Source organism: Streptomyces sp. NPDC051020 (assembly GCF_040683105.1).
In the GTDB taxonomy this organism is placed as follows: Bacteria; Actinomycetota; Actinomycetes; order Streptomycetales; family Streptomycetaceae; genus Streptomyces.
In genome coordinates this window covers 1-25,949 of sequence record NZ_JBFBCG010000089.1, presented here as the reverse complement: position 1 = coordinate 25,949, position 25,949 = coordinate 1, and the positions used below count along the sequence as shown (strand labels likewise).

Sequence of the window (25,949 nt, the reverse complement as noted above, 5' to 3'; positions counted from 1 at the left end):
CGACTGGCGATGCGGCGAGATCGTCGTCCGCGGCAAGGGACGCCGGGAGGACCGGCTCCGGGATCTCTCTCAGCCCTGTCCGGCATCGCGACTATGCAGAACGGAACAGCCGCCGTCGGAGCCACAGCCTCAGGCGGAGCCTGCCCACTCGGCATAGTCGCGGTCTCGGCATAGGTCCAGGCAGAGCAGATCGACGCGCCCGTAGCGGGCGATGGTCCGTGAGAGCTTCTTCTCGTCAGCGGCCTCGGCCAGCTCGTTGACCAGGTTGACCGTGGTTGTGTAGCGGACCTTCAGTCCGGCCTCGGCCATGGCGGTGCCGATCCCGATCAGCAGGTGGGACTTGCCGGTGCCGGAGTCACCGATCAGGCAGAGCGGCTGGCCCGCCCTGACCCAGGCCGGGTCCGACAGGGTGCCGACGAGCTCGGGGGTGACGTTGGGGTTCTCCTCGAAGTCGAAGTCCTCCAGCCGCTTGGGCCGGGGGAAGTTCGCTTCCCTGACCAGCCGCAGCTTGCGCCTCTCCTCGCGCTCGGCGCACTCGGCCTCCAGCAGGTCGGCCAGGAAGTCCTTGTAGCTGGAGCGCTGGCGCATCGCCTCGCCGGCCATGTCCTGGACCCGGCTGCGGATCGTGGGCAGGTGGAGCGTGCGGCAAGCCTCGTCGATCGCGGTGTCGACCGCCTCCTCGGGCCCGGTGTCGCGGCGGGGCGAAGGAATCTGGGCGGTGGTCTCGGTCGTGGTCATGCGGTGCCCTTCGGTTGGCGTTTCAGCAGCTGGTCGTAGTGCGAGACCGTCGGCAACGGCCTTTTGTCCTCGGGCAGCTGGGCCCTGCGGGCAGTCAGGGAGACCACCCCGCTGGGCTCCGCCCAGGGCGGCGGCTCACTCTGCTCGTCGCTGTCCTCGGCCGGTTCGGGGACCAGTGCGGCCGCCTTGCGGGCCTCGACGGCGACGACGTCCGCGGTGGTGGCGCCCGCCCGGATCGCGGCGGCCATGCCCTGCTGGACGGCGGCCGCGGGCATGCGCCGGTGCAACAGCAGGGCCTCGATCAGAGCCTGGGTCCCGGCCGCGTCCCCATGCGCCGACCGGGCCGCCGCCCAGAAAGCCTCGTGCACTTCGGTGAACGAGCCGTTCTCCCGGGCGGTGACCAGCGCGGTCGAACCGGCCATGGCCCCCGGCTTGGCCAGCAGGATCTCCAGGTAGTGGTCCAGCTCGTCGCGGAACTTTCCGCGCCGGGTCAGCCGGGGATGACGGGCGGCGACCTCCCGTTTCTCGAACACCAGCAGCTCGTTGCCCTGCAGCAGGTGTCGGCGTACCCGCCAAAGTACTCAGCCGCGTACACATGAACGTGCCCACCGAGTCGTGGGTGCCGGAGCCGGCACCAGGGTGCGCCCGCCGGCCTCAGGGAACGATGACGACCTTGCCTCGGATCCGTCCGGCTTCACTGAGGCGGTGAAGGTCCGCGAGGTCGGCCAGCGGGTGCAACGCGCTGATGTCGAGGGTGACCTCACCCGCGTCGACGAGTTCCACAAGCGCCGCCAGGTGTGCCACATCGTTGCGGGCGACCATGTGCGTCGCACTCACCCCGGCGTCGGCAGGCGGCTCGATGGTGGTTGCGATCGAAACGATTCGCCCACCCGGCCGTACCGCAGGTGCCAGTGTCGCGGCATCGTGCGGGCTCAGCGGAACGAGATTGAGCAGAGTGTCCACTGGGCCGTCGAGCGCAGATGCGATCGGCAAGGCGGTGTAGTCGATCACGTGGTCCGCCCCATGCCGCCAGACAGCCTGGGTGCTGCGGGCGCTGGCCGTGGCGATCACCTCGGCCCCGGCATGCTTGGCAAGCTGTGTCACAAAGCCGCCGATTCCTCCCCCCGCACCGTTGACCAACACCCGCTGGCCGGCGCTCACCTTCCCATGTTCGAACACAGCCTGCCAGGCTGTCAGGCCGGCCAAGGGCAGGGCCGCGGCGTGTGTGAGAGGAACGGATGTCGGCGCCGAGACCAGCACTGCGCCCGGCGCCGAAACGTATTCGGCAGCCGCGCCCGTACCCTCCAGCCACCCGACGACCCGGTCGCCGACGGCGAGCCCCTCGGTCCCGGGGCCGATCGCGGCGACCGTGCCGGAGACGTCCCAGCCCAGTGTGTAGGGGAGATCCACGGGGAGGAACGCCTGCAGCAGTCCGGCGCGCAATGCGGCCTCGGTGGGATTGAACGAAGTTGCCGCGATGTGGATAAGCACTTCACCAAAAGCGGGTCGAGGCTGGGGGACGTCGTCGTAGCGGATCACGGACGCGTCGCCGAACGCGTGGATACGCGCGGTCTTCATCTTCATGCAGCGAACCTACGGATGTCCATGGAGACGATCCATGTTTCAGGGTGCCGTGTTCATGCGCGTACGTCTCGTGCGTAGGCTCGCCGAATGGATGTGCTCAGCGATGTGATCACGGTGGCGCGGACCGGTCGGCCCCGGTCGGCTTACGTGCGATGGCATGCGCCCTGGGGACAGCAGTTCGCCTCCGTGCCCGGGTCGGCAGGCTTCCAGGTGGTCCTGGAGGGCTCCTGCTGGCTCCTGTCCCCACACGCGGTGCCGGTTCAACTGGGTGCGGGGGATGTGCTGTTCATGCCACACGGTAGCGGGCACACGCTGGCCGACGACCCGGCAACCGCGGTGACTGACCCTGCCTGTGTCCCTGACGGTCCCGAACTGCCTGCGTCCTACGTCTCGGACAGCGTCGACCGGTTCGGCGAGGGCGGTCCGGTCACCGCGGTGCTCTGCGGCGCCTACCAGCTCGACCCGTCCCGGACCCACCCCCTGCTGCTGACCCTGCCGGACTCGATTCACCTGCGGGCCGACCCAAGCCGCCACCGCGAGCTGCACGCGGCAGTGCAACTCCTGGCCGTCGAGGTGGGCCATCCGCGCCTGGGTACCAGCGCCACCGTCCCCGCTCTCCTGGACACGCTCCTGATGTACATCCTGCGTATCTGGCTTGCCGAACAGCCCACTCGTGGCAGCACCACCGGCTGGGCCGCAGCCCTCAACGACCCGGCGGTCACCGCTGCCCTCCACGCCGTCCATCGGGACCCGGCAGCGCCCTGGACCGTGGCGAAACTCGCCACGGAAGCGGGCCTTTCCCGGGCAGCGTTCGCCAGGCGCTTCTCCTCAATGATCGGGCAACCGCCCCTCGGCTACCTGACCTGGTGGCGAATGACCACGGCAGCCCGCCTACTACGGGCGACGGAAGTGCCCTTGAGATCCATCGCCGCCCAGGTGGGCTACACCTCCGAGTTCGCCTTCGCCAGCGCGTTCAAGCGAACGCACGGGCTGGCCCCCGGCGCATACAGGCGAAGGAGCTGAATCGGCCTGCAAGTGGGTACGTTCACCTGTACACGACTGGGCATATTCGGGTGTACGCCGACAGCAGGACCCGCACGTTCTCGCCGATGAAGCGGGCCGGGACCGAATAGTGGCACTGGCGGACGGTGATCCGGCTGCTGCGGTCGACCTTCGGCGTCAGTGTGATGCCGCACTCGAACTCCTCGAACGGCAGCGGCAGCAGGAGATCGGTTTCGGAGACGAAGTTGAATCCGACGCTGGTCAGCCGCCCGGCCAGCATCCGCTCGTCCTCCTGGGCGTCGATCTCCCGCAGCCGGTCGTTCAGGGCCTCCGGCGAGACGACGTTGGGAACAGGGACCAGATGCGTGCGCCGGAACCGGCCGCCCTCCTGCTCGGCCCCGCCCTTCTCGTGGGCGCCCTCCTGGCCCGGGATGCAGCAGAACGCGTCGAACTCGATCTTCCGTGGGTTCAGGAAATCTGAGGGCTCCTTAGCGCGAACTCAGGGGCTCGAAGGTGGTTCTACTGCGTCGAAGGGGCCGGTTGCCACAGTTGACGGGAGTGAGCGAAGGGCCTGGAGCCGCCTCAGGTGGAGAACGGCTGGGCGTCGGCCCATGATCGCGATTCGCCGGCATTTGCGCGAGACTTTGGTGTGCCTACTTCCAGATCGCTTGCAGCCTCCGACGAGATACGTGTGTATCTTGTCGATCAGTTGAACCTGGCCTTGCGCCGTCCCGGAATGTATGGGAAGGAGCTGGCCTTCCGCATGCTGATGGATCACTTGCTGTTCGTAGAGTGCCAGCCCGAGGCATTGGCCGACCAGCGACGCATCTGGAACGATCGCGGCGCCTCGTCCTCCACCGGCCTCGCGGGCATGTTCCGCGACCTGGTCCCGGACCGCTGTCACGAGTACGTCATTGCCTCGGTGTATGCCGAGTTCGCGCACCAGCGTGGCTGGCTCAAGCCTGACCGCGTACTGGACTCTGAGGAATACGCAGTCCTGCAGGGTGCGGTCCGCCAGTGGGCGGGTGAGGACCGCGTGTGGTCGGACGTCGTCGACGAGTTCGGTACCCCGTCCATACTGTTCGGCGGCAACAACCCCTACTACGGCAAGACCCTCGGCTACCTGACGGAGAACCCGGAGGAATCGATGGTGTCCTTCGATCTCTGGAACGGCAGTGCTCTGGGTGCCGAGCGATCATGGCCACCTGAGCACGAGGAACCTCTCCTGCTTGCAGTGCGCTTCGGAACAGGTCCCTTCCGCCAGACCTTCACCTTCACCCCGGAGGGCCGGCGACGGCTCCCTGTGGAGTAAAGCTCAAGATCAGCGGGTGTTTGGTTCCCGCTCCGCTTCCGATTCGGCCACTGCGCTGCTGTAGCGGAGGCTGGCCTTGGCCCCGAGGGAGAAGACGTGTGCAAGGTGGAGGGGGTCGGCGCCGTTGGCAAGGGCTTCTTCGAGGATGCGGTCCTGCCTCAGCTGGTCGACGCCCACGGGCAATCTCTTGACCAACTTGTCCATCCAGAACGTGCCCACAGCCGTCGCGGTGGTGGCGGTGTTCCTGGTGACCAGCAGATGTGGGTTGGTGCTGTTCGGCCATCGCCGGTGGCGATAGGCGAGGTACTCGGTGATCGCCTCAGCGGTGTAGTCGTCCAGGGGACGATTCAAGCCCTCGGGGTCGAGTCGCCGTCCCGGCAGGTCCACGTGCTCGACCTTGCTGCTGACGCCGCGAAGCTCGCGTGGCGTCTCGAACAGCAACAGTTCCGTCCAGCGTGCCGGAACACAATGCGGCCGCGGTGCCCGTGGCTCCGTCGGCGCAGGCTGCGGCTGGGGGCCGCCGCGCGGTCGCAGGGTGCCGATGATGAAGAGCTGGTGTCCTGTGCGAGCGGCTACTGTCAGGTCGACGCGGGTTTTGTTGTCCGGTCCAGCGATCAGGCTGGCCTGGCGGCGGCAGAGGCGGCAGATCCCGTCCATTGCGGCGACCTCGCGTGTGCAGACGTCGCAGTAGCTGCTGTTGGCTTTCGAGGTGAAGCCCCAGCATGCTTTGCAGCGGGGGCGATCGATCCAGCCCCAACCAAAGCAGTCCCGGCAGCTGCGGGTGGCCCAGGGACGTGATCGCCGGACGGGCGTGTTCATAGCGGCGGCCCCGAGCGACCCGGTCGGCGCTGGTGCATGATCGGGCTGCCGCCGACGACCTGCTTCTCCGCCTCCAGGGTCGTGGTCTCCTGCCGGACGCTGGCCTTCTCCGGGACGAGAAGATCGGAGGTCGTGCAGTCCAGCACCTCACAGATGATGTCGAGGTCGGCCAGGCGGACGGTCAGCGGCCGTCCGGACCACAGGTGGGACATCTTGCCGGCCGAGATCACCAATCCGGCGTCTGCCAGCATCCGTTGGAGCTCGGATGCCTTCCAAATGTCGCGCTGTGCGGCGACCATCCGCAGGTTCCACTTCATCGGCGTGTTCCTCCGAATCGTGCCGTGGCACGTTGCCCCGCTCGGATCCAGGCATCTTCGACGTGGGACTTTTCGACGTGCACGTAGATCATGGTCGTGTTGAGCCATTCATGTCCGAGGATCTCTTGGATGGCAACGACGTCCATGCCGTTGCGGTAGAGGTCGGAAGCGGCGAAGTGTCGCAGCACATGCGGCGTGAGCTGCCCGGCCTGGTGAGGATGGTGCCGGGCGACCGCCTCGGCGAGCCCGGTCCTCAGAGCGTCGTCGGTCACGGCCCTGCTGGAGCCGTCGCCGTATCTGCGTTCCGAGGGAAACAGCGGGGCAAGGGGGTCGTTGACCTTGTCATCGAACTCCCAGCGCGGCCCCGTCACCCACCATTCCAGCAGGTCACGGGAGCCGTTGATGAGCGGGACGAGCCGTTCCTTCTTGCCACGGCCTTGGCTGCCCTTGCCCCTGAGGAGGACTTTTCCGAACCGCCCCAAGTCCCAGCGAACGTCGCCGATTCGCAGCAGGCACAGTTCCGAGATCCTTGGACCGATGAGGCTGGCCAGCCGCGAGGCGGTGTAGTTCCGGGCGGCCGGAGCGTACTTGCGTGCCTCTTCCATGTCGTACCGCCAACCACTGAAGAGCGTCGTGACCTCGGCTTCTGGCGGCGGGATCCGCAGCCTCGCGGAGGTGCCGCCGCGGGGTCGGTTCATTTCGTCCAGCGGGGATTCGACGACGAAGCCGGTGGCCGCGTGGATGGCGGCCTTATGCCGTAGTTCGAGGAACTCGAAGAACACGGCGAAGGCCGCGGCCTGGCGAACTTTAGTGCCAGAGGCTGAGTCGCGACGGTGCCGCCCGAAGTACCGGTCGAGGTCGTGGGCCTCCATCTCCCACAGAGGCCGGCCGAACCATTCGCGCAGGCCAAGAATGGGGCCAACGTCGCCGCGGATGGTGTCGTCGAGGACTCCGGCAGAGGCCCGGGCGAGGACGAACTCAGCCAGCAGATCCTGCTCGAAGGCCGTGGCCTCCTCCGAAGTCTCCAACCGAAGCCCCGGCCGCAGATCGCGTACGACGGCCAGTGCCATCCCGTTCCTCCTCTTCAGCTATCCCACGACTCCGACATGACAGCTGAGGAGACTTCAGGATTTCTGAGAAACGAGCAGCAATCACCCGATCGTGTCCAGGAGACCAAAAGCCCCAGATCAAGCAGCCACCGAGCTCGCTGGCGTGGTCGGGGTGCGACGGGAACCCACGGGAACATGGACATATTCTCTGAACTTATTGTCGGGCCTTGCTTGTGGCCACGATGTCGATGGCGACTCGAAGCGGTGTCTCGGCATTCCCAAGTAGCGCCCGGGTGATTGCGATCGCCTGGATGATGCTCATACCGCGCTCGGCCAGGAGGGTCTGGACAGCCTCCATTCCGTCGCTCTCAAGGACTGGTCGGGACTGCTCGACCAGATCGGTCCAGCGTGCGGCGTCCTCGGGGCTTAGCCCGATGACGTGGTCAAACACGACTTCCTCCTCCCGTAATGAGTCGATGAGATGTGCTCACGTCTCGTCAGAGCCCAGTGCTGCAGTCAGGACCTTCACGGCGTCAGCGTATTGAAGGCGGTCGAACCGAAACGGGCCGAACCCCGAGTAGTCGCGTGTCTTGCGGTGGGGCTGTTCGAAGGAGTCCCAGGTCACGTGGTCCGTAGGAACGAGCCGTTGTCGCTGGCCGTCCGGCCGCCTGGAGGTCCCGCAGGAAGGCAACGACTCCCTCAACCGGCGTCCCCTCCGGACCGACGAGCCGGTAGGGCTCCCACGGATCGTCCGTGGCCACCAGCTCGCCGATCAAGGGCACGGACAGGACCGACAGGTCTCTCGATGACTCCACGGCCAGCCCAACGACGATCCCGCCAAAGGGTCACTGACCTGCTAAGACGTCCCCAGTAGTTCAGTCAACAGGTAGTGCGACCGGAAAGACGTCCACCTCTCCGACTCCACCCGGCTGCGGCCGGTGCAGACCCGGTTGACCGCGGGCTTGAGGTTGTCGTAGCGAATGTGCCGGGACGGGACACCGCCAAGGACGTTGAACGCCTCGACATGGCCCTCCATGAACGACTCCTGGGCCTGCGAGGCATAGACCCGGTGGACGGCCTTGCCCGAATAGGACATCCGCAGCGTGAACAGGTTGCACTTGGTGACCTCACCGGCCAGCCGCACCCAGACGTCCGCGAAGTCCACCTCCGCTTCCTCGCCCGGCAGATGGACCTGCGGTACCATCCCCGCCAGGTGACGGCGTCCCTCCTGGTCCTCCACCTGGATCTGCGGCCGGCGGAGCGCAACGTAGTCCGACACCGTCGAGTAGGACACCAAGTCGAACCCGTGCTCCTGGGCCAGGCGCTGGAAGATCCTGCGGGCGGTGTGCTTCTGCTTGCGCGGCGCGGCCAGGTCCTCCCGCAGCATCGCGTCGATCCAGCCCTTGGCCGGGTCCAGCACCGACGCCCGCGGCGCCGGCTTCTTCCTCGGCGGCGGAACCGCCGAGTTCAACGCCTGACGAACCGTCCTGCGATGAACCCCGTACTTCTCACCCAACGTCCGCTGCGACACCTCCGGATCAAGACGCTTGTCCCTCCGGATCGCGGCATACAGCTCCGCCCGCGACAAACCCATCCCGGCCTCCCGACCAAAGAAGGATCTGGCACGGGTCTGTCAAACGAACGGCTCTGTCACGTAATCGGTGGTAGCTGTACGTCACCTCGTGTCAGGCTGAGGTGTGCTTGATGTCAACGCCCTTGTGGGTGTGGTGTTTTCGGGTCTGTCCGCCCTGGTCGTCGAGAGTGTGGCGGACGAGGGTGATCGGGTCCGGGTGGTGGCCCGTACCCGGGATGATCCGGTTCCGTGTCCGGTGTGCGGGGCGCCGACCGGGCGGGTGCACGGCTTCCATCACCGGACGGTGGCGGACGTGCCCGTGGACGGCAGGCGGGTGGTGGTGTCGGTCAGGGGGCGGCGCCTGGTGTGCCCGGTGCTGGGCTGCCCGCGGCAGACGTTCCGTGAGCAGGTGCCCGGCCTGCTGGAGCGCTACCAGCGTCGGACGAATCGCCTCGCCGACCGACTCGGATCCGTGGTCAAGGAGTTAGCGGGCCGGGCGGGCGCCCGTCTGTCCGGCGCTCTGGCCGCCGCGGTGTCACGCTCGACCGCACTGCGGATGCTCATGCGGCTTCCTCTGCCCCCGCTCCGGGTCCCGCGGGTCCTCGGCGTGGATGACTTCGCCCTCAAGCGCCGACACCGGTACGCCACCGTCCTGATCGACGCCGAGACCGGCGAGCGGATCAACGTGCTCCCCGACCGCAACGGGAACACCCTCGAGACGTGGCTGCGCGAGCATCCCGGCGCCGAGGTCGTCTGCCGGGACGGCTCGGCCTCCTACGGCGAGGCCATACGCAGGGCCCTGCCCGACGCTGTTCAGGTCAGCGACCGATGGCACCTGTGGCACAACCTCTGCGACAAGGCCCTGGCCGAGGTCCGCTCCCACAGCTCCTGCTGGGCCACCGTCAACCCGCCCCGTCCCGAAGGAGTGCGCGAGCAGACCACCCGTGAACGGTGGCACCAGGTCCACGACCTCCTCGGCAAGGGCGTCGGCCTGCTCGAATGCGCCCGCCGCCTGGGCCTCGCCCTCAACACCGTCAAGCGCTACGCACGCACCCGGGAACCCGAAGCCATGCGCCGGGCCCCGCGCTACCGGCCGACCCTCGTCGACCCCTACCGCGACCACCTTCGCACCCGCCGGACGGCCGATCCCGCCGTCCCCGTGCTCCAGCTCTTCCGCGAGATCAAGGAGCTGGGCTACACCGGCAGCCTCAACCTCCTCTACCGCTACATCACCCAAGGCCGGGCCGAAGGCGACCGGCCGGTCATCACCCCGCGTCGTCTCGCCCGCCTTCTCCTCACCCGTCCCGACAACCTGCGTGACAAGAACACCGAGCTCTTGCGGGAACTCACCGCCGCCTGCCCCGAAATGACCGAACTCGCCCGTCTGATCCGACGGTTCGCCGAGCTCCTCAAACCCACACCGGGTAACGACGCCAAGCTCACCGAGTGGATCACGGCCGTCCGCGCCTGCGACCTTCCCCACCTGCATGCCTTCACCAACGGCCTCGAACTCGACCGCGCCGCGGTTGACGCCGGCCTCACCCTCCCCCACCACAACGGCCGCACCGAGGGCGTCAACACGCGAACAAAAAGGATCATGAGGCAGATGCACGGCCGAGCCGGGTTCCCCCTGCTCCGCCACCGCGTCCTCCTCCAGTGATCACCACACGGTGTCACCACCGATTATGGGACAGAGCCGAACGTTTTACAGTCCCCACCCAGTCGATTCCACGCTACAGGGCGCGCTGGTAACGAACTTCGGACACGGATACTCCGTCGTAGTCATCAGCCTGGACAGCACCGTCGGGGACATAACCCGCTCGCTCGTAGAAGCGGCGTGCCGTGGTGTTGCCGGTGAGGACCCACAACAGAACCCGGTCGAAGCCATCGGCATGAGCCTGAGCGTGCACGGCTTCGAGGAGTGTGCGACCGATTCCGGACCCAGTAAGTGAGGGCTGAACGTACAGAGCGTAAAGCTCACTCATAGTCGTACTCGTTCGGTCTCCGCGGAAGGGCCCGAGGCAACCCCAACCCACGACTCGTCCATGGGCGTCGACCGCTACCAGGTTGGTTGTGCCCTCCTTCGGCCTTCTGAAGTACTGTCGGCGCTGCTGAGTATCTGCCTCAACCGTCATGCCATCGAGGAAGGGCTGAGGCACGATCCCGGCATACGCGGCCTTCCAGCCAGTCACTCGTATCGCCGACACCGCCGGGACATCGGCTTCCGTCATAGCTCGTACAGTCAACATCTCGGCACCCTACGAGACCCGTCACCACGACCGCCTGTGAATTACGGTCGGGCAACCGTACCGACTACACACAGTGACGCAGCACGGAACTTGAGCCAGACCCCCAAAGAAGTGCTTACAAACAGGCGTGTTTCGAAAGTGGCGTCGTCCGCCCGTAGGGCGGGCCAGGCGGCGTCTGGTGCGTGCGATCGCAAGGCGGAGGGTCGCCCCGATACTGGGCGTATCGGGGCGGGCCCGACAACGCAGCGAGTGTGCGGGCCAGACGTCGCCCGGCAGGCGGGACTTTCGAAACACGTCCTGGCGCGACGTCCGCGCGGGTTGCGTCCAAGACAAGTGGTGATCTTCGCGATGGCTTCGAGGGCGTCTACGTACGCGCTTGCAACACTGCTGGTGCCTTCCACCGCGACTGTGGACCGGATCCTGTGGAGCTTGCGTTCGTGGCGCCGGACCTGCCGCTGCTGCTGACCTCGATCAGTGCTTCGGTCACAGGCTCGCGAGCAGATTGTCGAGGGGAGCCGGTACCCGCTCGGAGTCGAGGGCCTCGACCAGGAGGCGGCCGTAGCGGATCTTGCGGCCCTTCTTCGTACCGAGGAAGCGCCGCATCTGTTGCTGCGGGGGCCGGCCCTGCTGCGCAGGTTGGCGCACGAAGGTCCGCCATGCTGGGAGTTCACCCTCAGCCTGGACGATCTCCTCAACCTGTGCCACGCCCAGCGCGCGGATGAGTTCGTCCTCCAGGTCCGTCACACACACGAAGACCCCTTGGCGCGGCCCGCGGGCCCGCTCAAGACCGCGGTCGTAGAAGCGCTGCTCGCCCTCATCGCACAGTCCGGCGAGGCGCAGACCCAACCCCTGCGGCCCGAGAAGGCTGGCGTAGCGGCCGACGCTCATCGCTCCGCCCATGGATATGACGCACACCCCCTCGGCGGGCAGGTCCCGGCCATAGCGCGCGGCCAGCGTCTCAACGGCCGCGAGGTCGCTCGGCCCTTCCAGCAACACCGCAGTCCGCACGCGCAGTCGCACGGCCAGCTCACTCGCCGGCCCACCGGGGCTGCCCGCCGCCCAGCTGGTGACCTCGTCCCGGAACGTTCCCATGTCAGTCATGGGGCGATTCTTCTCCTGCGCGGGCGGGCGCGACACGGAGTTTTCGTCGGCCGCCGTCCGGGGGCTTCAAGTGGGGAAGAGCGAACTTCCAGCCCCGGCTCCTGCACTGCTTCTGCGGGACAAGGACGACCTGCCCAGATGCTGACGTGGCGTCACTGACGCCCTCGTCGTCGTTCCCCCTGGTTCCCCGCAGCTTCCCTACCGGTCGGGCACGTGGGGGGCAGGTCCGTCGCGCTCAGCTGCGTTCGTCATCGGAGGTTGCGACGCGTTGGAGCGTGGCGGTGAGGTGGGTGAGGTCCTGGCCGTTGAAGTGGTCGACGAGGTGTCGCCGCACGCTGACCAGAAACGCCGGCCAGGCCTGTTCGAGGCGGGCGAGGCCGGTGTCGGTCAGAGCGGCATTCCATCCGCGCCCGTCCTGGGCGCACTTGGTGCGCTCGACCCAGCCCTGTTTCTCCAGCCGGGTGACGACGCGGGTCATCCCGCTGAGGGAAATGCTGCAGGCGGCGGCGAGCTCGCTCATCCGCATCGCCTTCCCCGGCGCCTCGGACAGGTGCATCAGGGGCGTGTACTCGGAGAGCGGAAGCCCGGCTTTGCGCACGATGTCGGCGTCGACCGCGCGTGGCAGGGCCAGCATGACGCGGCTCAGCTCACGCACGAACGTCTCCTCGCTCGGGGTGAGGGGCTGCAACGGCTGCTGGTCGGATGGCATTTCCTCACCTTAACCCCTTGACGGGTCAAGGAGCTGTCGGAGAGTGCGGGCCGATCCTGCCTCTACACCCCATGGATGCACCCCCCCTCAGGTTCTTGACGCGTCAAGGAATTCTCCGATGTACTTCACCCGTCAAGCAATTACTTGACGAGGCAAGCGCATGTCGGGCTGCTCGGCAAGAGCTCGGAGAGGACCACCATGACCAAGATCGGCATCATCCTCGGAAGCACCCGCCCAGGACGGAACGGCGAGGCCGTCGCCTGCTGGGTGCACGAGATCGCCGCCCAGCGCACCGACGCCGAGTTCGAACTCGTCGACCTGGCGGACCACAAGCTCCCGCTGCTCGACGAGGCCTACCCCCCGTCGATGGGCCAGTACGCCCAGCCGCACACCCAGGCCTGGGCGGAGAAGATCGCGTCCTTCGACGGCTTCGTGATCGTCACCCCCGAGTACAACCGCTCGGTGCCCGGAGCGCTGAAGAACGCCATCGACTTCCTCTACGCCGAGTGGGCCAACAAGGCCGTCGGCTTCGTCAGCTACGGCGCGACCGGCGGCACCCGCGCCGTGGAGCACCTGCGCCTCATCGCCGGCGAACTCCAGATGGCCGACGTGCGCTCCCAGGTCGCCCTGTCCCTCTTCAACGACTTCGAGAGCTTCAGCACCTTCAAACCCATCGACGCCCAGCACGACGCCCTCACCGCCACCCTCGACCAGGTCATCGCCTGGACCAATGCCCTCGCCCCGCTGCGCTCCCACTGACCCCGCGCCTCCCAACTCACCCACCAGGAGTTCACATGACCGTCAAGAAGCCCACCGAGGCCGCATCCGCCCCCACCCCCAGCCGGCGCAAGATGATCGGCACCGTCACCGGCCTCGGCGCCGCCGCAGCCCTCGCCACCGTCGCCACTCCGGCCGAGGCGCAGAGCCAGGCATCGCACGGTGCCCATTCCGGCTCGCGCCTCTCGCCGCGACAGGTCGCCGCGGCGTTCTACGCCAGCTACAACGGGGACCTGGCCGCCGGCTTCGAGCGGTACGTATCGAAGGACCTCGTGCTCCACGGGTTCGACGGCCCCAACGAGCGCTCGGCCTGGGTCGCGGGCGATCTCGAACTGAAGGCGTCGCTCACCGGCTACCGCCTGGACGTGTTCGACCAGATCGCGGAGGGCGCCAAGGTGGTCACCCGCTGGAGCCTCGGCGGCGTCCACACAGGGACAATCCTGGGAATCCCCCCGTCCGGCCGTGAGGTCCACCTCAGCGGCATCTCCATCGACCGCGTCGTGGGCGGCCAGTCCGTCGAGCACTGGTCGGAGGGCAATTTCGGCAGGTTCCTGCAGGCGCTCCGCGGCGAGAGCGTCTGACGCATCGTCATCGGCACAGCCCCGCGCGGGGAAAGCGCCGATGCCGACACTGGTTCGGCACGGGGTGCGGGGCGCGGCGCACCGCCATCGCGGCCTGGGAGATCGGCCGTCTGCGGGCCCGGCACGGCATACACCTGCGCGGCCTGCTCCGGCCCTGACCTGACGGTGCAGCACTGGCACCCTCAGGTCAGGGCACGGTCCTGGGCGGAAGGTGGGGCCGCCTTCGGCGCCTTCCGCAAGCCGGCCCGGGAGTGGACCCGCAGAGCCGGACGCAGCCACCCGGGGGGCCGGGCCGCTACGGTCGGTCGTCTCCGTGGCCGCAGGCCCCGTGTCGTCCGCCGTGCACCGCCGCGTATGCCGCCGGGCGGGGCGCGGTGGCGGCCCGGTCGAGTCGTGCGACCGCGGCCCGGCCCGCCGACGAGTGCGCGTCGTGGACGACCCGGCCGCCCATCAGGGTCAGCTCGACACGGGTGTCGCTGATGTCAGCCACCGGGCATGTGGTCACATCACGGTCAAGGACGATCAGATCCGCCGCCAGCCCGGGGCGGACGGTTCCCGTAAGCCGGTCCATGCGCAGCTGCCATGCCGTGCCGTACGTGTGCATCCGCAGCGCCGACGTACGGCTCAGCCCCTCCAGCTCCCGGTAGAGCGGACCGTCGCCCTGCGCGCCCGTGCGGTCGATCGCCGTACGGATCTGGTTCCACACCTGGAGCGGGTCCACCGGCCAGTCCGAACCGCCCGAGAGGCGGGCGCCGTGCCGCTCCAGGGAGCGGGCGGGGTACATCCAGCGGTGGCGCTCGGGCCCGATGTACGGAAGGAGGGCCTCCATCGTCCACGTGTCCTGTTCCGCCCACTGCAGCTGCATGCAGGCCACCACGTCCAGTGCGGCGAACCGCCCCAGATCCGCCGGGTCGACCAGCTGGAGGTGTGCGATGGTGTTCCGGTTGTCGCGCAGCCCGGTCGTGCGCCGGGCGTACGCGTACCCGTCGAGTGCCGTGCGCACCGCGCGGTCGCCGAGCCCATGGGCGTGCATCTGCCAGCCGGCCCGGTTGAAGGCCGCGGTCAGCCGCCCGTAGTCCTGCCCGGAGACATACAGCTCGCCCCGGTTGTCCGTCGGGCGTCCGGAGCCGTCCAGATAGGGCTCCAGGAGCGCCGCGGTCTGCGCCGGGTACTCGATCACCCCGTCGAGGAACACCTTGATCATCCCGAACCGCAGCCCCGGTACGTCCCGGAACGCGCGCTGCAGCCCGCGCGCATGGGCGAGCGCCGCTGCCGGGTCCTTCGCCAGGTCCGTGTCGATCCTGATCGCGGGGACGATCCGCTGCGGCAGCTTCCCCGCCTTTGCGAGGGCCTGGTACGTCGTCAACTGACTCTGCCCGACGGCCGCGTCCATCATCGTGGTCACCCCTGAGGCCGCCACCTGGGCGAGGACCCGGGAGCAGGCGGCGACCAGTTCGGCCTCGCTCGGCTCCGGGATATGGCGGGTCACCAGGTCCTGGGCGTCGTCCTTGAGTACCCCGCTGGGCTTCCCGTCCGGCCCCTTCACGATCTTTCCGCCCACTGGATCGGGGGTCGCCGCGGTGATGCCGGCGATCTGAAGGGCGCGGGCGTTGACCCAGGCGTTGTGGCCGTCGGCCCCGAGGAGGGCGATCGGGCGGCGGGTGGGCAGGGCGTCGAGCAGGGAGTGGTGGGGCAGGGTGCCCTGCGGCAGCAGCCCGACCGGGTTCCAGTCCGAGACCACCAGCCAGCCGTCGGGTTCCTGGCCGGGTGTGTCCTTGAGGAAACCCGTGAGGATCGCGAGGAGTTGTTCGGCGGTCGTCTCGGCGCCCTCCAGGGAGGGGCGCAGTGAACGCTCGCCCGCGCCGAGCGGGTGCACATGGCCGTCGTGGATGCCGCTCATCACGGTCGCCCCGCGCGCGTCGACGATCTCGGTGTCCCGTCCGGCGAGGCGGCGCAGTGCGCGGCCCCGGCCGGTGGCGAGAATCCGGCCGTCGCGCCCGACGGCCACGGCATCGACGGGGCGGGCGCCGGGGAGCCCGGTGAACACCCGTGCGTTGTGGATGACCAGGGCTGCGGCACTGCGGTGTGCGGCGCCCCGCTGCGCGGCGGCTGCGGGGACGGCCGCGGCACCCACCAGTCCGGCCGCGCCCGCGGCGAGCACGGTCCGCCGGGCGAAAGAAGAAGTCATGACCACTCCAAGGGTTGGGCTGCGTTGCTGTGGTCGGACCCTCATTGATTAACGCCGTAACCAGAACCCACCCTGGACGACGGAATCCGCACCGCAATCCATACGATGGCGCCATGTCAGGACCCACCCTTGCCGATGTCGCCCGCGCCGCGGAGGTCTCCACCGCCACCGTCTCGCACGCTCTCAACGGAACCGGCCGGCTCGCCGATGCCACGCGCCGCCGGGTCCGCGAGGTGGCCACCGCGCTCGGCTACGGCGCCCGGCGGACCCCGCGGACCCCGCGGACTGGAGGAACCCTGGGCGTGGCCGTCACGACCTACGCCGGATCGGCCTGGAACTTCCTCGAAGTCCCGTACTTCGCCCGGCTCCTGACCGCCGCCGTCACCACTGCGCACGCGCACGGCTACGCCCTGACGATCCTTCCCGCCACCTGCGGTGCCGAGACGGCCTGGCACGCCCTCACCGTGGACGGCATGCTGCTCCTCGACAGCCCCGCGGGCGACCCGGTGCTGCGCGCGCTGCGCGCTCGGGGCATCCCGCTCGTCTTCGACGGCCGGCCCGTCGATTCGAGGCCCGGGGACGTCTGGGTCGACAACGACCACACCGCCACCACCCGCGAGGTCCTCGGCCACCTGGCGGCCTCGGGCGCCCGGCGGATCGCCCTGCACGCCGGGTACGGCGACGAGCACTACACCCGGGCCGTGACCCGCGCGTACGAGCAGTGGTGCCACGAGCACGGCCGGACGTCACTGGTCCTCACCTTCGACCCGTACGACACCCCGGGCCACGGCTTCGACGCGGTCTTCGCCGCCCGCGCCTGCGACGCTGTCTACACGGTCTACGACGTCGGCGGCCGCCAGGTCCTGGCCGCGGCGGCCCGCCACGGCCTGCGGATCCCCGACGTCCTCCTCCTCGTCTGCGCCAGCGAGGACCAGGCCTACGCCGAGAACGATCCGCCGGTGAGCACCGTGACCCTGCACCCCGCAACGATCGCCGAGACCGCGGTGACGGCCTTGATCTCCCGCCTGTCTCCCACCACCCCGCCACCACCTCCTGGCGCCCTGACGGTCCCGGCGGTCCTCCACCCCCGCCGCTCCTCACGCCGCCGGGCCCGGCCTGGCTGTACTCGGCCGGGAGGTTGGTGACACGCCCCTGCCGGTTGTTGCAGTCAGCGTCTCTCCTGCGACAGCCGTGCCGAGCAGGACGCCTGTGACGGGGTTGAGCAGTCCGATCAGTCCGACGGTCCCTGCCGGCAGGTGCCGCAGTCCGGTGAACCAGGCGGTGAAGGCCAGCGCGGTGGCGACCAGGGCGACATAGCCGAACGCGAGGAGCGTCGGCGTCGAGAGCGCGGGCGGAGGGCCTTCCAAGGCGGCGGCGACCGGGAGTAGGAACAGACCTCCGGCGGTTAGCTGCCAGGCGGTCGAGGCGAGCACATCGGCACCGGCATTCCACCGTTTGGCCAGGATGTGCCCGAAGGACGACACCAGCATGGCGGCGGTCGAGGCGAGGACTCCCGGCCCGCTCACCCCCTCCGTCCCGGTGAGCAGCATGAGGCAGACCCCGGCGAGTCCGATCGCGGCGCAGGCCAGGTGGGCGGTCCGGGGCCGTTCGGACACCAGGGGCCAGGCTATGAGCATCATCGTCGGCGGGGGACACCGCCATGACGGTCGAGGCGACGCTTGTCGGAAGCAGTTGGGAGGCGGCGTAGACGAAGGGCACCCGGTGAGCTCGCCGCGCACACCATGGTCACCACCGGCGCGATGACGAAGAGAATCGACCGCCTGGAGCGAGCCGGACTCGTCACCCGCCGCCGTTGCGACGACGACCAGCGCGGCCGGATCGTCACCCTCACCAAACCCGGACGTGAACTGATCGACCGAGCGTTCACCGACCACATGCGCAACGAACGCCACCTGCTGGATCTACTGACGCCCACTGAGGCCGAGTCACTCGAGATGCTGCTCACGACCTGGCTCTCCCGCATGGAGCATCCGCGTCCTTCCCGCGGCGAGTGACCCGCCCCCGGGGCTGCGACCAGCGCCTTGGCGGCTCGGACGGAAGTCCTCAGGAGCAGAGCAGGACCCGCTTGCGCAGGAGGCCACAGCCGGCGCGGCCGAACATCTGCCGTTTGAGAAGGGCCTGGGGTGCGGCGGTGTCGGCCGCCTCGGCGTAGGCGCCCGCGCGGTCGCGGCAGATGACCTCGATTTCGGGATGGGCTGCGGCCCCGGGCCGGGCCTTTGGTTGTGGCTGGGTGATGGGGCCGGTCGGTGGTGTCAGGGGTTGTCCGGCCGCTGTGATAGGAACGGGCGGTGTTCGGTTCGCAGATTGATGTGGTGATCGCCGATGACCAGGAGCTGGTGAGGGCGGGTTTCAGGCTGATCCTGGGGGCCCAGCCGGGGATCCGGGTGGTGGGTGAGGCGGTTGACGGTGTGGAGTGTGTGGAGCTGGCGCGCCGTCTGCGTCCGCAGGTGGTGCTCGCCGATATCCGTATGCCGCGGCTGGACGGGCTTGAAGTGGTGCGGCAGCTGGCCGGTCCGGGTGTCACCGATCCGATGAACGTGGTGGTGATCACAACGTTCGATCAGGACGATTACGTGCGTACCGCTCTGCGGTACGGCGCGTGCGGGTTCTTGTTGAAGGACGCTTCTCCGGGGTTGCTGGTGGAGGCTGTGCAGGCGGCTGCGCGGGGGGATGCGCTGGTGTCGCCGGCGGTGACGGTGCGGCTGCTGAGGCGGCTGGAGGAGTCGGAGCGGGGCACGGCGCCGGGAGGCGCGGAGGGTGTGGGCCTGAGCGAGCGGGAGCTGGACATTGTTCGGCTGGTGGCGGTGGGCCGTACGAACCAGGAGATCTGCGACGAGCTGTTCTTGTCGCTGTCGACGGTGAAGACCTATCTGGGCCGGATCCAGACGAAGCTGCAGGCCCGTAACCGGGTGGAGGTCGCGGCGTGGGCGTGGGAGCACGGGGTGGTGCGTTCCGGCCGGTGAGGTCCTGGTGGGTCAGGCCGGTGGGGCGGTGAGGGGCAGCGCGGCCGTGAGCTGCCAGCCGCCGCCGGAGAGCGGGCCGGTGTGCAGGGTGCCGTCGAGGGCTTCCATGCGTTCTTTGAGCCCCAGCAGTCCGTAGCCGCCCCGGCCGCCGGCCGGTGTCGCCGCTCCGGGTGGCGGGGTGTTGGTGACGGTGATCAGCAGCCAGTCGGGGTCGGCGTCGAGGCGGACGACGGTGCGTGCGCCGGGGGCGTGGCGGCGGATGTTGGTGAGGGCTTCCTGGACCGCGCGGAGTGCGGAGATCTCGACTTCGGGGCTGAGGCGGGCAGTGCGGGCGGCTGCTGACGCTTCCAGGGTGGCGGTGCTGGTGTCCTGGCCGGTGGCGGCGCAGTGGGCGGAGACGAGGTCGGCGAGTTCGGTGAGCAGGTCGCCCGGGCGCACCGCGGTGTGGTTTTCCTCGCGCAGGACGCGTACCAGCCGGCGCATGGATTCCAGGGTCTCGGTGCCGGAGTGGGCGATGTTGCGCAGGATGGGTTCGACCTGGTCGGGTGCGCTGGTGTGGATGGCGAGTCCGGCGTGGGCCTGGACGATGATGCCGCTCATGTGGTGGGCGATGAGGTCGTGCAAATCGCGGGCGAGGGCCAGGCGTTCCGCCTGGCGGACGTCGCGGGCGGTGCGCTCTCTGCGGGCTTCGAGGGCGCGGACGGCGCAGCCGATGGCGATGCAGACGGCCAGGGCGAAGGTGAGGACGTAACCGCCGGTGATGAACACCTGCCCTGACCCGATGCGCAGGGGCAGCAGCAGCACGGCCGCGCTGACCGCGACGGTCCAGGCAGCGGCGGTGGCCGGCCTGGTGCGGTGGGCGGTGGTGCGGACGGCGAAGCACAACAGCCCGAGCGTCTCCAGCGCTCCCCACCAGTGAAGAGTGGGTGGCACGATCCGGCTCCACGCGGTCAGGGCCAGGGACGCCGCCACGGCGATCGCGACGCGTCGGCCCAGTGGGGGTGACCAGGGCGTGTCGAGGACGGCCAGGCCGATCAGCGGCCCGGTGACGAGTATCGGCAGCCAGGTGGTGGGGGAGCCGAACGGATCGCTGCTGCTGGCGAGCGTGGCGATGTCCGCCAGCCACGTGAGCGCGAAGGCGAGCAGGCTGCTGGCGGTCAGGAGCCGTCTTGCGGCCGGAGTAAACGGAAGGTGCCAGTCCACGGGTTCAGCGTAAGAGCGCGGACGGCTGCCCGTGTCGGCCGAAAGACCGACACAACCGCCCGCAACCAGCACTTTCGGCTGACGCCGCGGCTTTCGGCGCGGCGGAATCATGGTGAGCACGGCGGCCGGTTACATCCCCCGAGGCCGGCCGCCGGCCAGTGCGCCGTCACCCGGTCGACGGTGCTCTCCTGCCCTGGCGCGCCTGGCGCGCGCGGGGCCGGGAGGCGTCCGCTGCGAGCCCGTGCGCCGTGGCGGACACCGTGCCGGCCGCTCGTGGGGACGAAGCGGGCCGGTACGACGCCGTGGACCGGGCCGTTGAGCGGCTGGCCCCGGTCCACGGCGCATGACCACCATTCGACGCGCGAGCGGAGAGAAACATCTTGAGCACCGAGGTACTGGCCGTCATCGGCGCGGGCGGCATGGGCCGGGCCATCGCCCGGCGCATCGGCACTGGCCGGCCCGTCCTGCTGGCCGCCTACGACCCCGACACCCTGCACGCTGCCGGGGCACGGCTGAAAGGCGACGGCTAGCAGATGACGACCCGCACGGTCGATGTCTTTGACGCGGCCTCGGTCACGAACTCGACGGTCGGCACGGCGAGGCGATGCGCACCATGATCGGCATGTCACCGGTGCCCCGGCTGGGCACGCCGGAGGACATCGCCGCCGCGACCGACTTCTTCCTCAACCCGGCGGCCGGCTTCACCACCGGCACCGACCTCCTCGTCGACGGCGGCATCACCTCCGTGACCTCCGGCCTGCAGCTCGGCACCCCGTAACCGGCCCTATCGACCTCGTCCCAACTCGACAGAAAGTTCTCACCTCTGCCATGGCTACCTTCCTGCACCGGATCGGTCGCGCCGCGTTCCAGCGGCGCTGGCTGGTGCTGCTCCTCTGGGCTGTCGTCCTGGGCGCCGCGGGCGCCGCCGCCTCCAGCACCTCCAGCACCGCATCCTCCGCCTTCACCCTGCCCGGCACCGAAGCCCAGCGCGCCAACGACCTGCTGAGCGAGAAGTTCCCCGCCGCCAACGCCGAAGGCGCCGGCGCCCGCGTCGTTCTGCGCGCCCCGGACGGGGAGAAGATCTCCAGCCAGGACCACCGGGCTGACGTGACCGCGACGCTGAAGGACCTGAAGGATTCCTCCTCCCGCGTCGCCTCTGTCAGCGATCCGTTTACGGGGGGCACCGTCAGCAAGGACGGCACCACCGCCTATGCCCAGGTCACCTACGGGGACGCAGCCGAGGACCTGACCGACCGTGACCACGACCGGCTCGAGGGCGCCTTGCAGGCCGGCCGGGACAGCGGGCTCACCGTGGAAGTCTCCGGCAACGCGCTCGCTCCGGCCGAGACAAGCCATTCCGCCGAAACCGTCGGCTTCGCCCTGGCCGCCGTCATCCTGCTCATCACCCTTGGCTCCCTCGTCGCCGCGGGACTTCCGCTGCTGACAGCCCTGGTCGGGGTCGGCGTGAGCACCACCGCGATCACCGCGCTGAGTGCCACCTTCGATCTCAACAGCAGCACCACGGCCCTCGCCTCCATGCTGGGCATCGCGGTCGGCATCGACTACGCCCTGTTCATCGTCTCCCGCTACCGCGCCGAACGCGCCGCCGGCTACGACGCCCGCGAGGCGGCCGGCCGGGCCAACGGCACCGCCGGATCGGCCGTCGTCTTCGCCGGGCTGACCGTGATGATCGCCCTGGTCGGCCTGGCCGTCGTCAACCTGCCCATCCTCACCGCCATGGGCATCGCCGCCGCCGGAGCCGTCGCCGTCGCCGTCCTGGTCGCGATCACCCTGGTGCCGGCCATGCTCGGCTTCGCCCCCGAACGCGCCCGCGGACGCGCCCGCAAGCGCGCCGCCGGCACCACTGCGGACGCTTCACACGGCGATGCCGCCCGCACCGGCAGGAAGCCGCTCGGAGAGCGCTGGGCCGCCATGGTCCTGCGCCGGCCCGTCCGGGCCCTCGTGGCCGGCGTCGCCGCCCTGGTCGTGATCGCGCTCCCGGCGACCAAGCTGGAACTCGGACTGCCCGACGACAGCTCCCAGCCGACCTCCAGCACCCAGCGCAAGGCGTACGACATGCTGGCGCAGTCCTTCGGCGAGGGCTTCAACGGCCCCCTGACCGTGGTCGTCAACGACTCCGACCCCGCCACAGCCAAGCGAGCCGCCGCCGACCTGCACACGGCGATCAGCAAGCTCGACGACGTGGCCGCCGCGGCACCCGCTGCGTTCAACCCGGCCGGCGACACCGCCATCATTGGTGTCGTCCCCAAGAGCGCGCCGTCCAGCGACGCCACCAAGACTCTCGTCAGCGACATCCGCGACCTGGCTCAGGACAACAAGGACACCACCGGCGCCGACGGCATGGTCACCGGCACCACCGCGCTGAACATCGACGTCTCCGAAAAGTTCACCGCCGCCCTGATGCCCTACCTCGCGGTCGTCGTCGGTCTCGCCGTCCTGGTGCTGATCCTGGTCTTCCGTTCCATCCTCGTACCGGTGAAGGCGGCCGTCGGCTTCCTGCTCTCCGTCCTCGCCTCGCTCGGCGCACTGGTGGCCGTCTTCCAATGGGGCTGGCTGGCAGACCTGTTCGGCATTGAACAGACCGGGCCGATCATGAGCCTGATGCCCATCCTCACCGTCGGCATCGTCTTCGGCCTCGCCATGGACTACCAGGTCTTCCTCGTCACCCGCATCCGCGAGGCATACGTCCACGGCGCCGACCCCCGCCAGGCCATCACCAGCGGCTTCCAGCACAGCGCCAAGGTCATCACCGCAGCCGCCCTCATCATGATCTCCGTCTTCGCCGGATTCATCGGCTCCAACGACGCCATCATCAAGGCCCTCGGGTTCGGCCTGGCCGTCGCCGTCGCCCTCGACGCCTTCATCGTCCGCATGACCATCGTGCCCGCCGCCCTCGCACTGCTCGGCAAGCGCGCCTGGTCCCTGCCCGCCTGGATCGACCGCATCCTGCCCAACGTCGACATCGAAGGGGAGAAGCTGACCAACCACCCGGCGCCGGTCCCGGTCCCGACGGCACCCGCACCCGACTACAGCACCCAACGCTGACACAGGACGAGGGCGGGCAGCACACCACTCGTGCGCTGCCCGCCCTGGGTGTACTGACCCGTGAGGTTGGGGACGCCCGGCACGCACACTCGCTGCGTTGTCGGGGAGCGCGGTGAAGATCTCTTCGACCAGTCGCTCGGCCATCCTCGACGCCTTTGGCGTCAGCAGCGCGACCAGTCGGTGTCGGCCTGCTTCGCGGATCCGGGCCGGTGACCCGAATCGTTCCAGCAGGGCCAGAGGACGTGAGCGCCGGCAACCTCACCCCGATCAGAGCCGTCCCGAACGGCCGTGGTCCTCACGGGAGGCGCCGGAGGACCCGGCGCCGGTCACGGCGTGCGGGCGGCCATAAGGGGCATGGATGTCCGCTCTTGTTGACTCCTACGGCCAAGGTATGACGCCCGTGGCGCACCGCACGGTTACATGAGCCTGGGTTGCGGCCCCGGCAGCCCCGACCAGACGCGAGGGAGCAATGAGCGAAGCACGCGATAATCAGGAGACCGGTGCCTACGACGTAGTCGTGCTGGGCGCCGGTCCGGTCGGCCAGAACGTCGCCGACCGGGCCCGCGCTGCTGGCCTGACCGTGGCCGTCGTGGAGCGTGAACTGGTCGGCGGCGAATGCTCCTACTGGGCCTGCGTGCCCAGCAAGGCGCTGCTGCGGCCGGTCATCGCGGTCGCCGATGCCCGCCGGGTGGACGGTGCCCGGCAGGCCGTCACCGGGCGGCTCGACACCGACCGGGTCTTCGCCCGCCGGAACCACTACGTCAGCGACTGGGACGACACCGGACAGGCCGAGGGGGTGAAGTCCATCGGCGCCGACCTCTTCCGCGGCCACGGCCGCATCGACGGTCCCCGCCGTGTCACGGTCACCAGGGACGACGGCGCACGCCTCACCCTCACCGCCCGGCACGCGGTGGCCGTCGCCACCGGCAGCCGGCCGCTGCTGCCCGACATTCCCGGCATCCACGAGGCCCGGCCCTGGACGAACCGGCACGGCACCGACTCCAGCACCGTGCCCGCCCGGCTCGCCATCGTCGGAGGAGGCGGAGTCGCGATCGAGATGGCCACCCTCTGGCAGGGCCTGGGCTCCCAGGTCACCCTGCTCGCACGCCGCCGCCTGATTCCCCGCATGGAACCCTTTGCGGGCGAGCTCGTTGCACGCAGCCTCACCGAGTCGGGCGTGGACGTGCGGATCGGCACCCAGGTCACCGCCCTGCGCCGCCCGGACCCCACTGGGCCCGTCACCCTCACCCTCGACGACGGCAGCGACCTGCAGGCCGACGAGGTCATGCTCGCCACCGGCCGTACCCCCGCAACCGACGACATCGGCCTGGACACGGTCGGCCTCACCACCGGCACGTGGCTGGACGTGGACACCACCTGCCTGGTCCGCGGGGTCGACGGCACATGGCTGTACGCCGTCGGCGACGTCAACCACCGGGCCCTGCTCACCCACCAGGGCAAGTACCAAGCGCGGACCGCCGGCGACGCCATCGGGGCCCGCGCCGCAGGCCTCCCCGTGGACGACAGCCCGTGGGGAGACCACGCCACCACCGCCGACCAGCACGCCGTGCCCCAGGTCTTCTTCACCGACCCCGAAGCGGCCGCCGTGGGCCTGACCGCCGAGCAGGCGACCCAGGCCGGCCACCGCATCAAGACCGTCGACCTCGACTTCGACGCCGCCCAGGGCGCCAATCTCTACGCCGACAACTACCGCGGCCACGCACGGATGGTGGTCGACCTCGACCGGGAAGTCCTGCTCGGGGTGACCTTCGTCGGCCCCGGAGTCAGCGAGCTCCTGCACTCGGCGACCGTCGCGGTCGCCGGAGAGGTCCCACTCAAGCGGCTCCGGCACGCGATCGCCTGCTTCCCGACCGTCAGCGAGATCTGGCTCTTCCTCCTCGCCGCCTACCAGCGCGAGCACACCTGAGCGGACGGGAACGGGCCCGCGTCGGAGCACGGGCGCCGAGGGGCGCGGTTGCCGCTCCGGCCGGCCGACTGCGGGAGAGGCCGGCGTGGACGAGAGCCGCGCAGTGCGCCCCGCCGTGGCAGGCGAGGCACCCTGCGCGTCCACTGAGCGTCACGAGGGCGTCGCCCGCACCCTGACCGGACAGCGCCAGTACATCCTGGCCGTCATCGAGCACACCACCCGCCGGGTCCGCGTCCTGGGAACCATCGCGCACCCCAGCCACGCCTGGGTCGTCCAGGCCGCCAAGAATCTGGTCATGGACCTGGAGGACGCGGGCGCTCAGGTCACCCCGAGGCGTTGCGCGGGGCCCGCGTGATGCAACGCTCGCCGTGTCAACGGCTCTCGTTCACCACCATGGCCGAGCCGCCACCTCGCCGCTTGGGTTCGGCGACCGCCGTGACCTTCCCGTCGCGCTGGAACTCCAGTGCGGCCACCGCTCCGATCTCCGGGGAGGGGGTGAAGGTCTGTGGGGCCAGGACGAAGTGCTGGCCGAGGCCTTCGAGCGCGGTGCGCTCGGGTGAGTCGAGGAAGGCGGGTTCGGCGTCGGTCGTGGTCCGGTTCCGCTGCGAGATCCGCGGAGCGGCGACCGCATCGGGCAGCGACATGCCCAGGTCGAGACGGTTGACGAGAGTCTGGAGCACCGTGGTGATGATGGTCGCGCCACCCGGCGAACCGACCGCGATCACCGGCTTCCCGTCCCGCAGCACGATCGTCGGCGACATGCTGCTGCG

26 protein-coding genes and 4 pseudogenes are annotated in these 25,949 nt (G+C 69.4%); 13 read left to right on the top strand and 17 right to left on the bottom strand.

The features are described 5' to 3' along the window. Positions 1 to 129: 129 nt before the first annotated feature. The 3 genes from AB0N06_RS32305 to AB0N06_RS32295 form a co-directional block, all read right to left on the bottom strand. Positions 130 to 738 (bottom strand): ATP-binding protein, encoded by a 609-nt coding sequence (locus tag AB0N06_RS32305; RefSeq protein WP_366138250.1) that lies wholly within the window; start codon positions 736 to 738, stop codon positions 130 to 132. After that, on the bottom strand, positions 735 to 1,271 hold the full coding sequence (locus AB0N06_RS32300; RefSeq protein ID WP_366138249.1) for a hypothetical protein: 537 nt from the start codon (positions 1,269 to 1,271) through the stop codon (positions 735 to 737). Before AB0N06_RS32300 ends, AB0N06_RS32305 begins: the two co-directional genes overlap by 4 nt. Before the next feature lie 121 nt (positions 1,272 to 1,392). Beyond that, the gene (locus AB0N06_RS32295; RefSeq protein ID WP_366138248.1) at positions 1,393 to 2,322 is read right to left on the bottom strand and encodes an NADP-dependent oxidoreductase; all 930 of its coding nucleotides are present in this window, start codon (positions 2,320 to 2,322) and stop codon (positions 1,393 to 1,395) included. Positions 2,323 to 2,409: 87 nt separating this feature from the next. Between AB0N06_RS32295 and AB0N06_RS32290 the strand changes: the two genes are divergently transcribed. Next, complete coding sequence (locus tag AB0N06_RS32290) at positions 2,410 to 3,345, top strand: AraC family transcriptional regulator (RefSeq protein WP_366138247.1); 936 nt, start codon at positions 2,410 to 2,412, stop codon at positions 3,343 to 3,345. A 22-nt stretch (positions 3,346 to 3,367) separates the two neighbouring features. On the opposite strand, the gene AB0N06_RS32285 is transcribed toward AB0N06_RS32290, so the two are convergent. Next, positions 3,368 to 3,604 carry a hypothetical protein gene (locus AB0N06_RS32285; RefSeq protein ID WP_366138246.1) on the bottom strand — a complete coding sequence of 79 codons (237 nt, stop codon included), beginning with the start codon at positions 3,602 to 3,604 and terminating at the stop codon, positions 3,368 to 3,370. Positions 3,605 to 3,910: 306 nt separating this feature from the next. Here AB0N06_RS32285 and AB0N06_RS32280 point away from each other — a divergent pair, with 306 nt between their 5' ends. Further along, a complete protein-coding gene (locus AB0N06_RS32280; RefSeq protein ID WP_366138245.1) occupies positions 3,911 to 4,636 on the top strand; it encodes a hypothetical protein in 726 nt (241 codons plus the stop codon). A gap of 9 nt (positions 4,637 to 4,645) precedes the next feature. Here the strand turns inward: AB0N06_RS32280 and AB0N06_RS32275 are convergent, their stop codons facing one another. The 5 genes from AB0N06_RS32275 to istA form a co-directional block, all read right to left on the bottom strand. Continuing rightward, on the bottom strand, positions 4,646 to 5,293 hold the full coding sequence (locus AB0N06_RS32275; protein ID WP_366138244.1) for a hypothetical protein: 648 nt from the start codon (positions 5,291 to 5,293) through the stop codon (positions 4,646 to 4,648). A 158-nt stretch (positions 5,294 to 5,451) separates the two neighbouring features. After that, a complete protein-coding gene (locus AB0N06_RS32270) occupies positions 5,452 to 5,772 on the bottom strand; it encodes a helix-turn-helix transcriptional regulator (RefSeq protein WP_366138243.1) in 321 nt (106 codons plus the stop codon). Next, positions 5,769 to 6,842, bottom strand: a complete 1,074-nt coding sequence (locus AB0N06_RS32265; protein ID WP_366138242.1) for a tyrosine-type recombinase/integrase — start codon at positions 6,840 to 6,842, stop codon at positions 5,769 to 5,771. Before AB0N06_RS32265 ends, AB0N06_RS32270 begins: the two co-directional genes overlap by 4 nt. A 193-nt stretch (positions 6,843 to 7,035) precedes the next feature. Continuing rightward, positions 7,036 to 7,272: a hypothetical protein gene (locus AB0N06_RS32260; RefSeq protein ID WP_356281453.1), complete on the bottom strand. Its 237-nt coding sequence runs from the start codon at positions 7,270 to 7,272 to the stop codon at positions 7,036 to 7,038. Positions 7,273 to 7,677: 405 nt separating this feature from the next. Then, positions 7,678 to 8,415: an IS21 family transposase gene (gene istA, locus AB0N06_RS32255; protein WP_366138241.1), complete on the bottom strand. Its 738-nt coding sequence runs from the start codon at positions 8,413 to 8,415 to the stop codon at positions 7,678 to 7,680. A 133-nt stretch (positions 8,416 to 8,548) separates the two neighbouring features. Between istA and AB0N06_RS32250 the strand changes: the two genes are divergently transcribed. Continuing rightward, positions 8,549 to 10,054 (top strand): ISL3 family transposase, encoded by a 1,506-nt coding sequence (locus AB0N06_RS32250; protein WP_366138251.1) that lies wholly within the window; start codon positions 8,549 to 8,551, stop codon positions 10,052 to 10,054. A gap of 73 nt (positions 10,055 to 10,127) precedes the next feature. Here AB0N06_RS32250 and AB0N06_RS32245 read toward each other — a convergent pair whose 3' ends face one another. The 3 genes from AB0N06_RS32245 to AB0N06_RS32235 form a co-directional block, all read right to left on the bottom strand. Continuing rightward, a complete protein-coding gene (locus AB0N06_RS32245; protein WP_366138240.1) occupies positions 10,128 to 10,643 on the bottom strand; it encodes a GNAT family N-acetyltransferase in 516 nt (171 codons plus the stop codon). A 483-nt stretch (positions 10,644 to 11,126) separates the two neighbouring features. Further along, a complete protein-coding gene (locus AB0N06_RS32240; RefSeq protein ID WP_366138239.1) occupies positions 11,127 to 11,744 on the bottom strand; it encodes a TOPRIM nucleotidyl transferase/hydrolase domain-containing protein in 618 nt (205 codons plus the stop codon). A gap of 235 nt (positions 11,745 to 11,979) precedes the next feature. After that, positions 11,980 to 12,453, bottom strand: a complete 474-nt coding sequence (locus tag AB0N06_RS32235; RefSeq protein ID WP_366138238.1) for a MarR family transcriptional regulator — start codon at positions 12,451 to 12,453, stop codon at positions 11,980 to 11,982. 198 nt (positions 12,454 to 12,651) lie between these two features. Here AB0N06_RS32235 and AB0N06_RS32230 point away from each other — a divergent pair, with 198 nt between their 5' ends. Then, positions 12,652 to 13,212, top strand: a complete 561-nt coding sequence (locus tag AB0N06_RS32230) for an NAD(P)H-dependent oxidoreductase (protein ID WP_366138237.1) — start codon at positions 12,652 to 12,654, stop codon at positions 13,210 to 13,212. 35 nt (positions 13,213 to 13,247) lie between these two features. Beyond that, entirely contained in the window at positions 13,248 to 13,811 is a 564-nt protein-coding gene (locus AB0N06_RS32225; protein WP_366138236.1) for an ester cyclase, read from the top strand. 295 nt (positions 13,812 to 14,106) lie between these two features. On the opposite strand, the gene AB0N06_RS32220 is transcribed toward AB0N06_RS32225, so the two are convergent. Then, complete coding sequence (locus AB0N06_RS32220) at positions 14,107 to 15,999, bottom strand: amidohydrolase (RefSeq protein ID WP_366138235.1); 1,893 nt, start codon at positions 15,997 to 15,999, stop codon at positions 14,107 to 14,109. 113 nt (positions 16,000 to 16,112) lie between these two features. Here AB0N06_RS32220 and AB0N06_RS32215 point away from each other — a divergent pair, with 113 nt between their 5' ends. Then, entirely contained in the window at positions 16,113 to 17,144 is a 1,032-nt protein-coding gene (locus AB0N06_RS32215) for a LacI family DNA-binding transcriptional regulator (protein WP_366138234.1), read from the top strand. 21 nt (positions 17,145 to 17,165) lie between these two features. Here the strand turns inward: AB0N06_RS32215 and AB0N06_RS32210 are convergent. Next, positions 17,166 to 17,709, bottom strand: a pseudogene (locus tag AB0N06_RS32210) (EamA family transporter); the annotation flags it as partial. A 2-nt stretch (positions 17,710 to 17,711) separates the two neighbouring features. On the opposite strand from AB0N06_RS32210, the pseudogene AB0N06_RS32205 reads away from it, so the two are divergent. Next, positions 17,712 to 18,014, top strand: a pseudogene (locus AB0N06_RS32205) (MarR family transcriptional regulator); the annotation flags it as partial. Positions 18,015 to 18,308: 294 nt separating this feature from the next. Next, positions 18,309 to 18,983 (top strand): response regulator transcription factor, encoded by a 675-nt coding sequence (locus tag AB0N06_RS32200; RefSeq protein ID WP_366138233.1) that lies wholly within the window; start codon positions 18,309 to 18,311, stop codon positions 18,981 to 18,983. A 12-nt stretch (positions 18,984 to 18,995) separates the two neighbouring features. Here the strand turns inward: AB0N06_RS32200 and AB0N06_RS32195 are convergent, their stop codons facing one another. Then, positions 18,996 to 20,186, bottom strand: coding sequence for a histidine kinase (locus AB0N06_RS32195; RefSeq protein ID WP_366138232.1), 1,191 nt, complete (start codon positions 20,184 to 20,186; stop codon positions 18,996 to 18,998). Between the two features lie 380 nt (positions 20,187 to 20,566). Between AB0N06_RS32195 and AB0N06_RS32190 the strand changes: the two genes are divergently transcribed. From AB0N06_RS32190 to AB0N06_RS32180, 3 genes are all read left to right on the top strand, one after another. Further along, the gene (locus AB0N06_RS32190) at positions 20,567 to 20,716 is read left to right on the top strand and encodes a hypothetical protein (RefSeq protein ID WP_366138231.1); all 150 of its coding nucleotides are present in this window, start codon (positions 20,567 to 20,569) and stop codon (positions 20,714 to 20,716) included. A 74-nt stretch (positions 20,717 to 20,790) separates the two neighbouring features. Next, positions 20,791 to 20,964, top strand: a complete 174-nt coding sequence (locus tag AB0N06_RS32185) for an SDR family oxidoreductase (protein ID WP_366138230.1) — start codon at positions 20,791 to 20,793, stop codon at positions 20,962 to 20,964. A 50-nt stretch (positions 20,965 to 21,014) separates the two neighbouring features. Beyond that, positions 21,015 to 23,252, top strand: coding sequence for an MMPL family transporter (locus AB0N06_RS32180; protein ID WP_366138229.1), 2,238 nt, complete (start codon positions 21,015 to 21,017; stop codon positions 23,250 to 23,252). A gap of 99 nt (positions 23,253 to 23,351) precedes the next feature. On the opposite strand, the pseudogene AB0N06_RS32175 reads toward AB0N06_RS32180, so the two are convergent. Next, positions 23,352 to 23,483, bottom strand: a pseudogene (locus tag AB0N06_RS32175) (IS110 family transposase); the annotation flags it as partial. A 238-nt stretch (positions 23,484 to 23,721) separates the two neighbouring features. Here AB0N06_RS32175 and AB0N06_RS32170 point away from each other — a divergent pair. Together AB0N06_RS32170 and AB0N06_RS32165 are read left to right on the top strand one after the other, a co-directional pair. Then, positions 23,722 to 25,179: an NAD(P)/FAD-dependent oxidoreductase gene (locus tag AB0N06_RS32170; protein ID WP_366138228.1), complete on the top strand. Its 1,458-nt coding sequence runs from the start codon at positions 23,722 to 23,724 to the stop codon at positions 25,177 to 25,179. 166 nt (positions 25,180 to 25,345) lie between these two features. After that, positions 25,346 to 25,501: pseudogene (locus AB0N06_RS32165) on the top strand (integrase); the annotation flags it as partial. 49 nt (positions 25,502 to 25,550) lie between these two features. Here AB0N06_RS32165 and AB0N06_RS32160 read toward each other — a convergent pair. After that, positions 25,551 to 25,949: gamma-glutamyltransferase (locus AB0N06_RS32160; RefSeq protein WP_366138227.1), on the bottom strand; the 399-nt coding region annotated here is incomplete at its 5' end.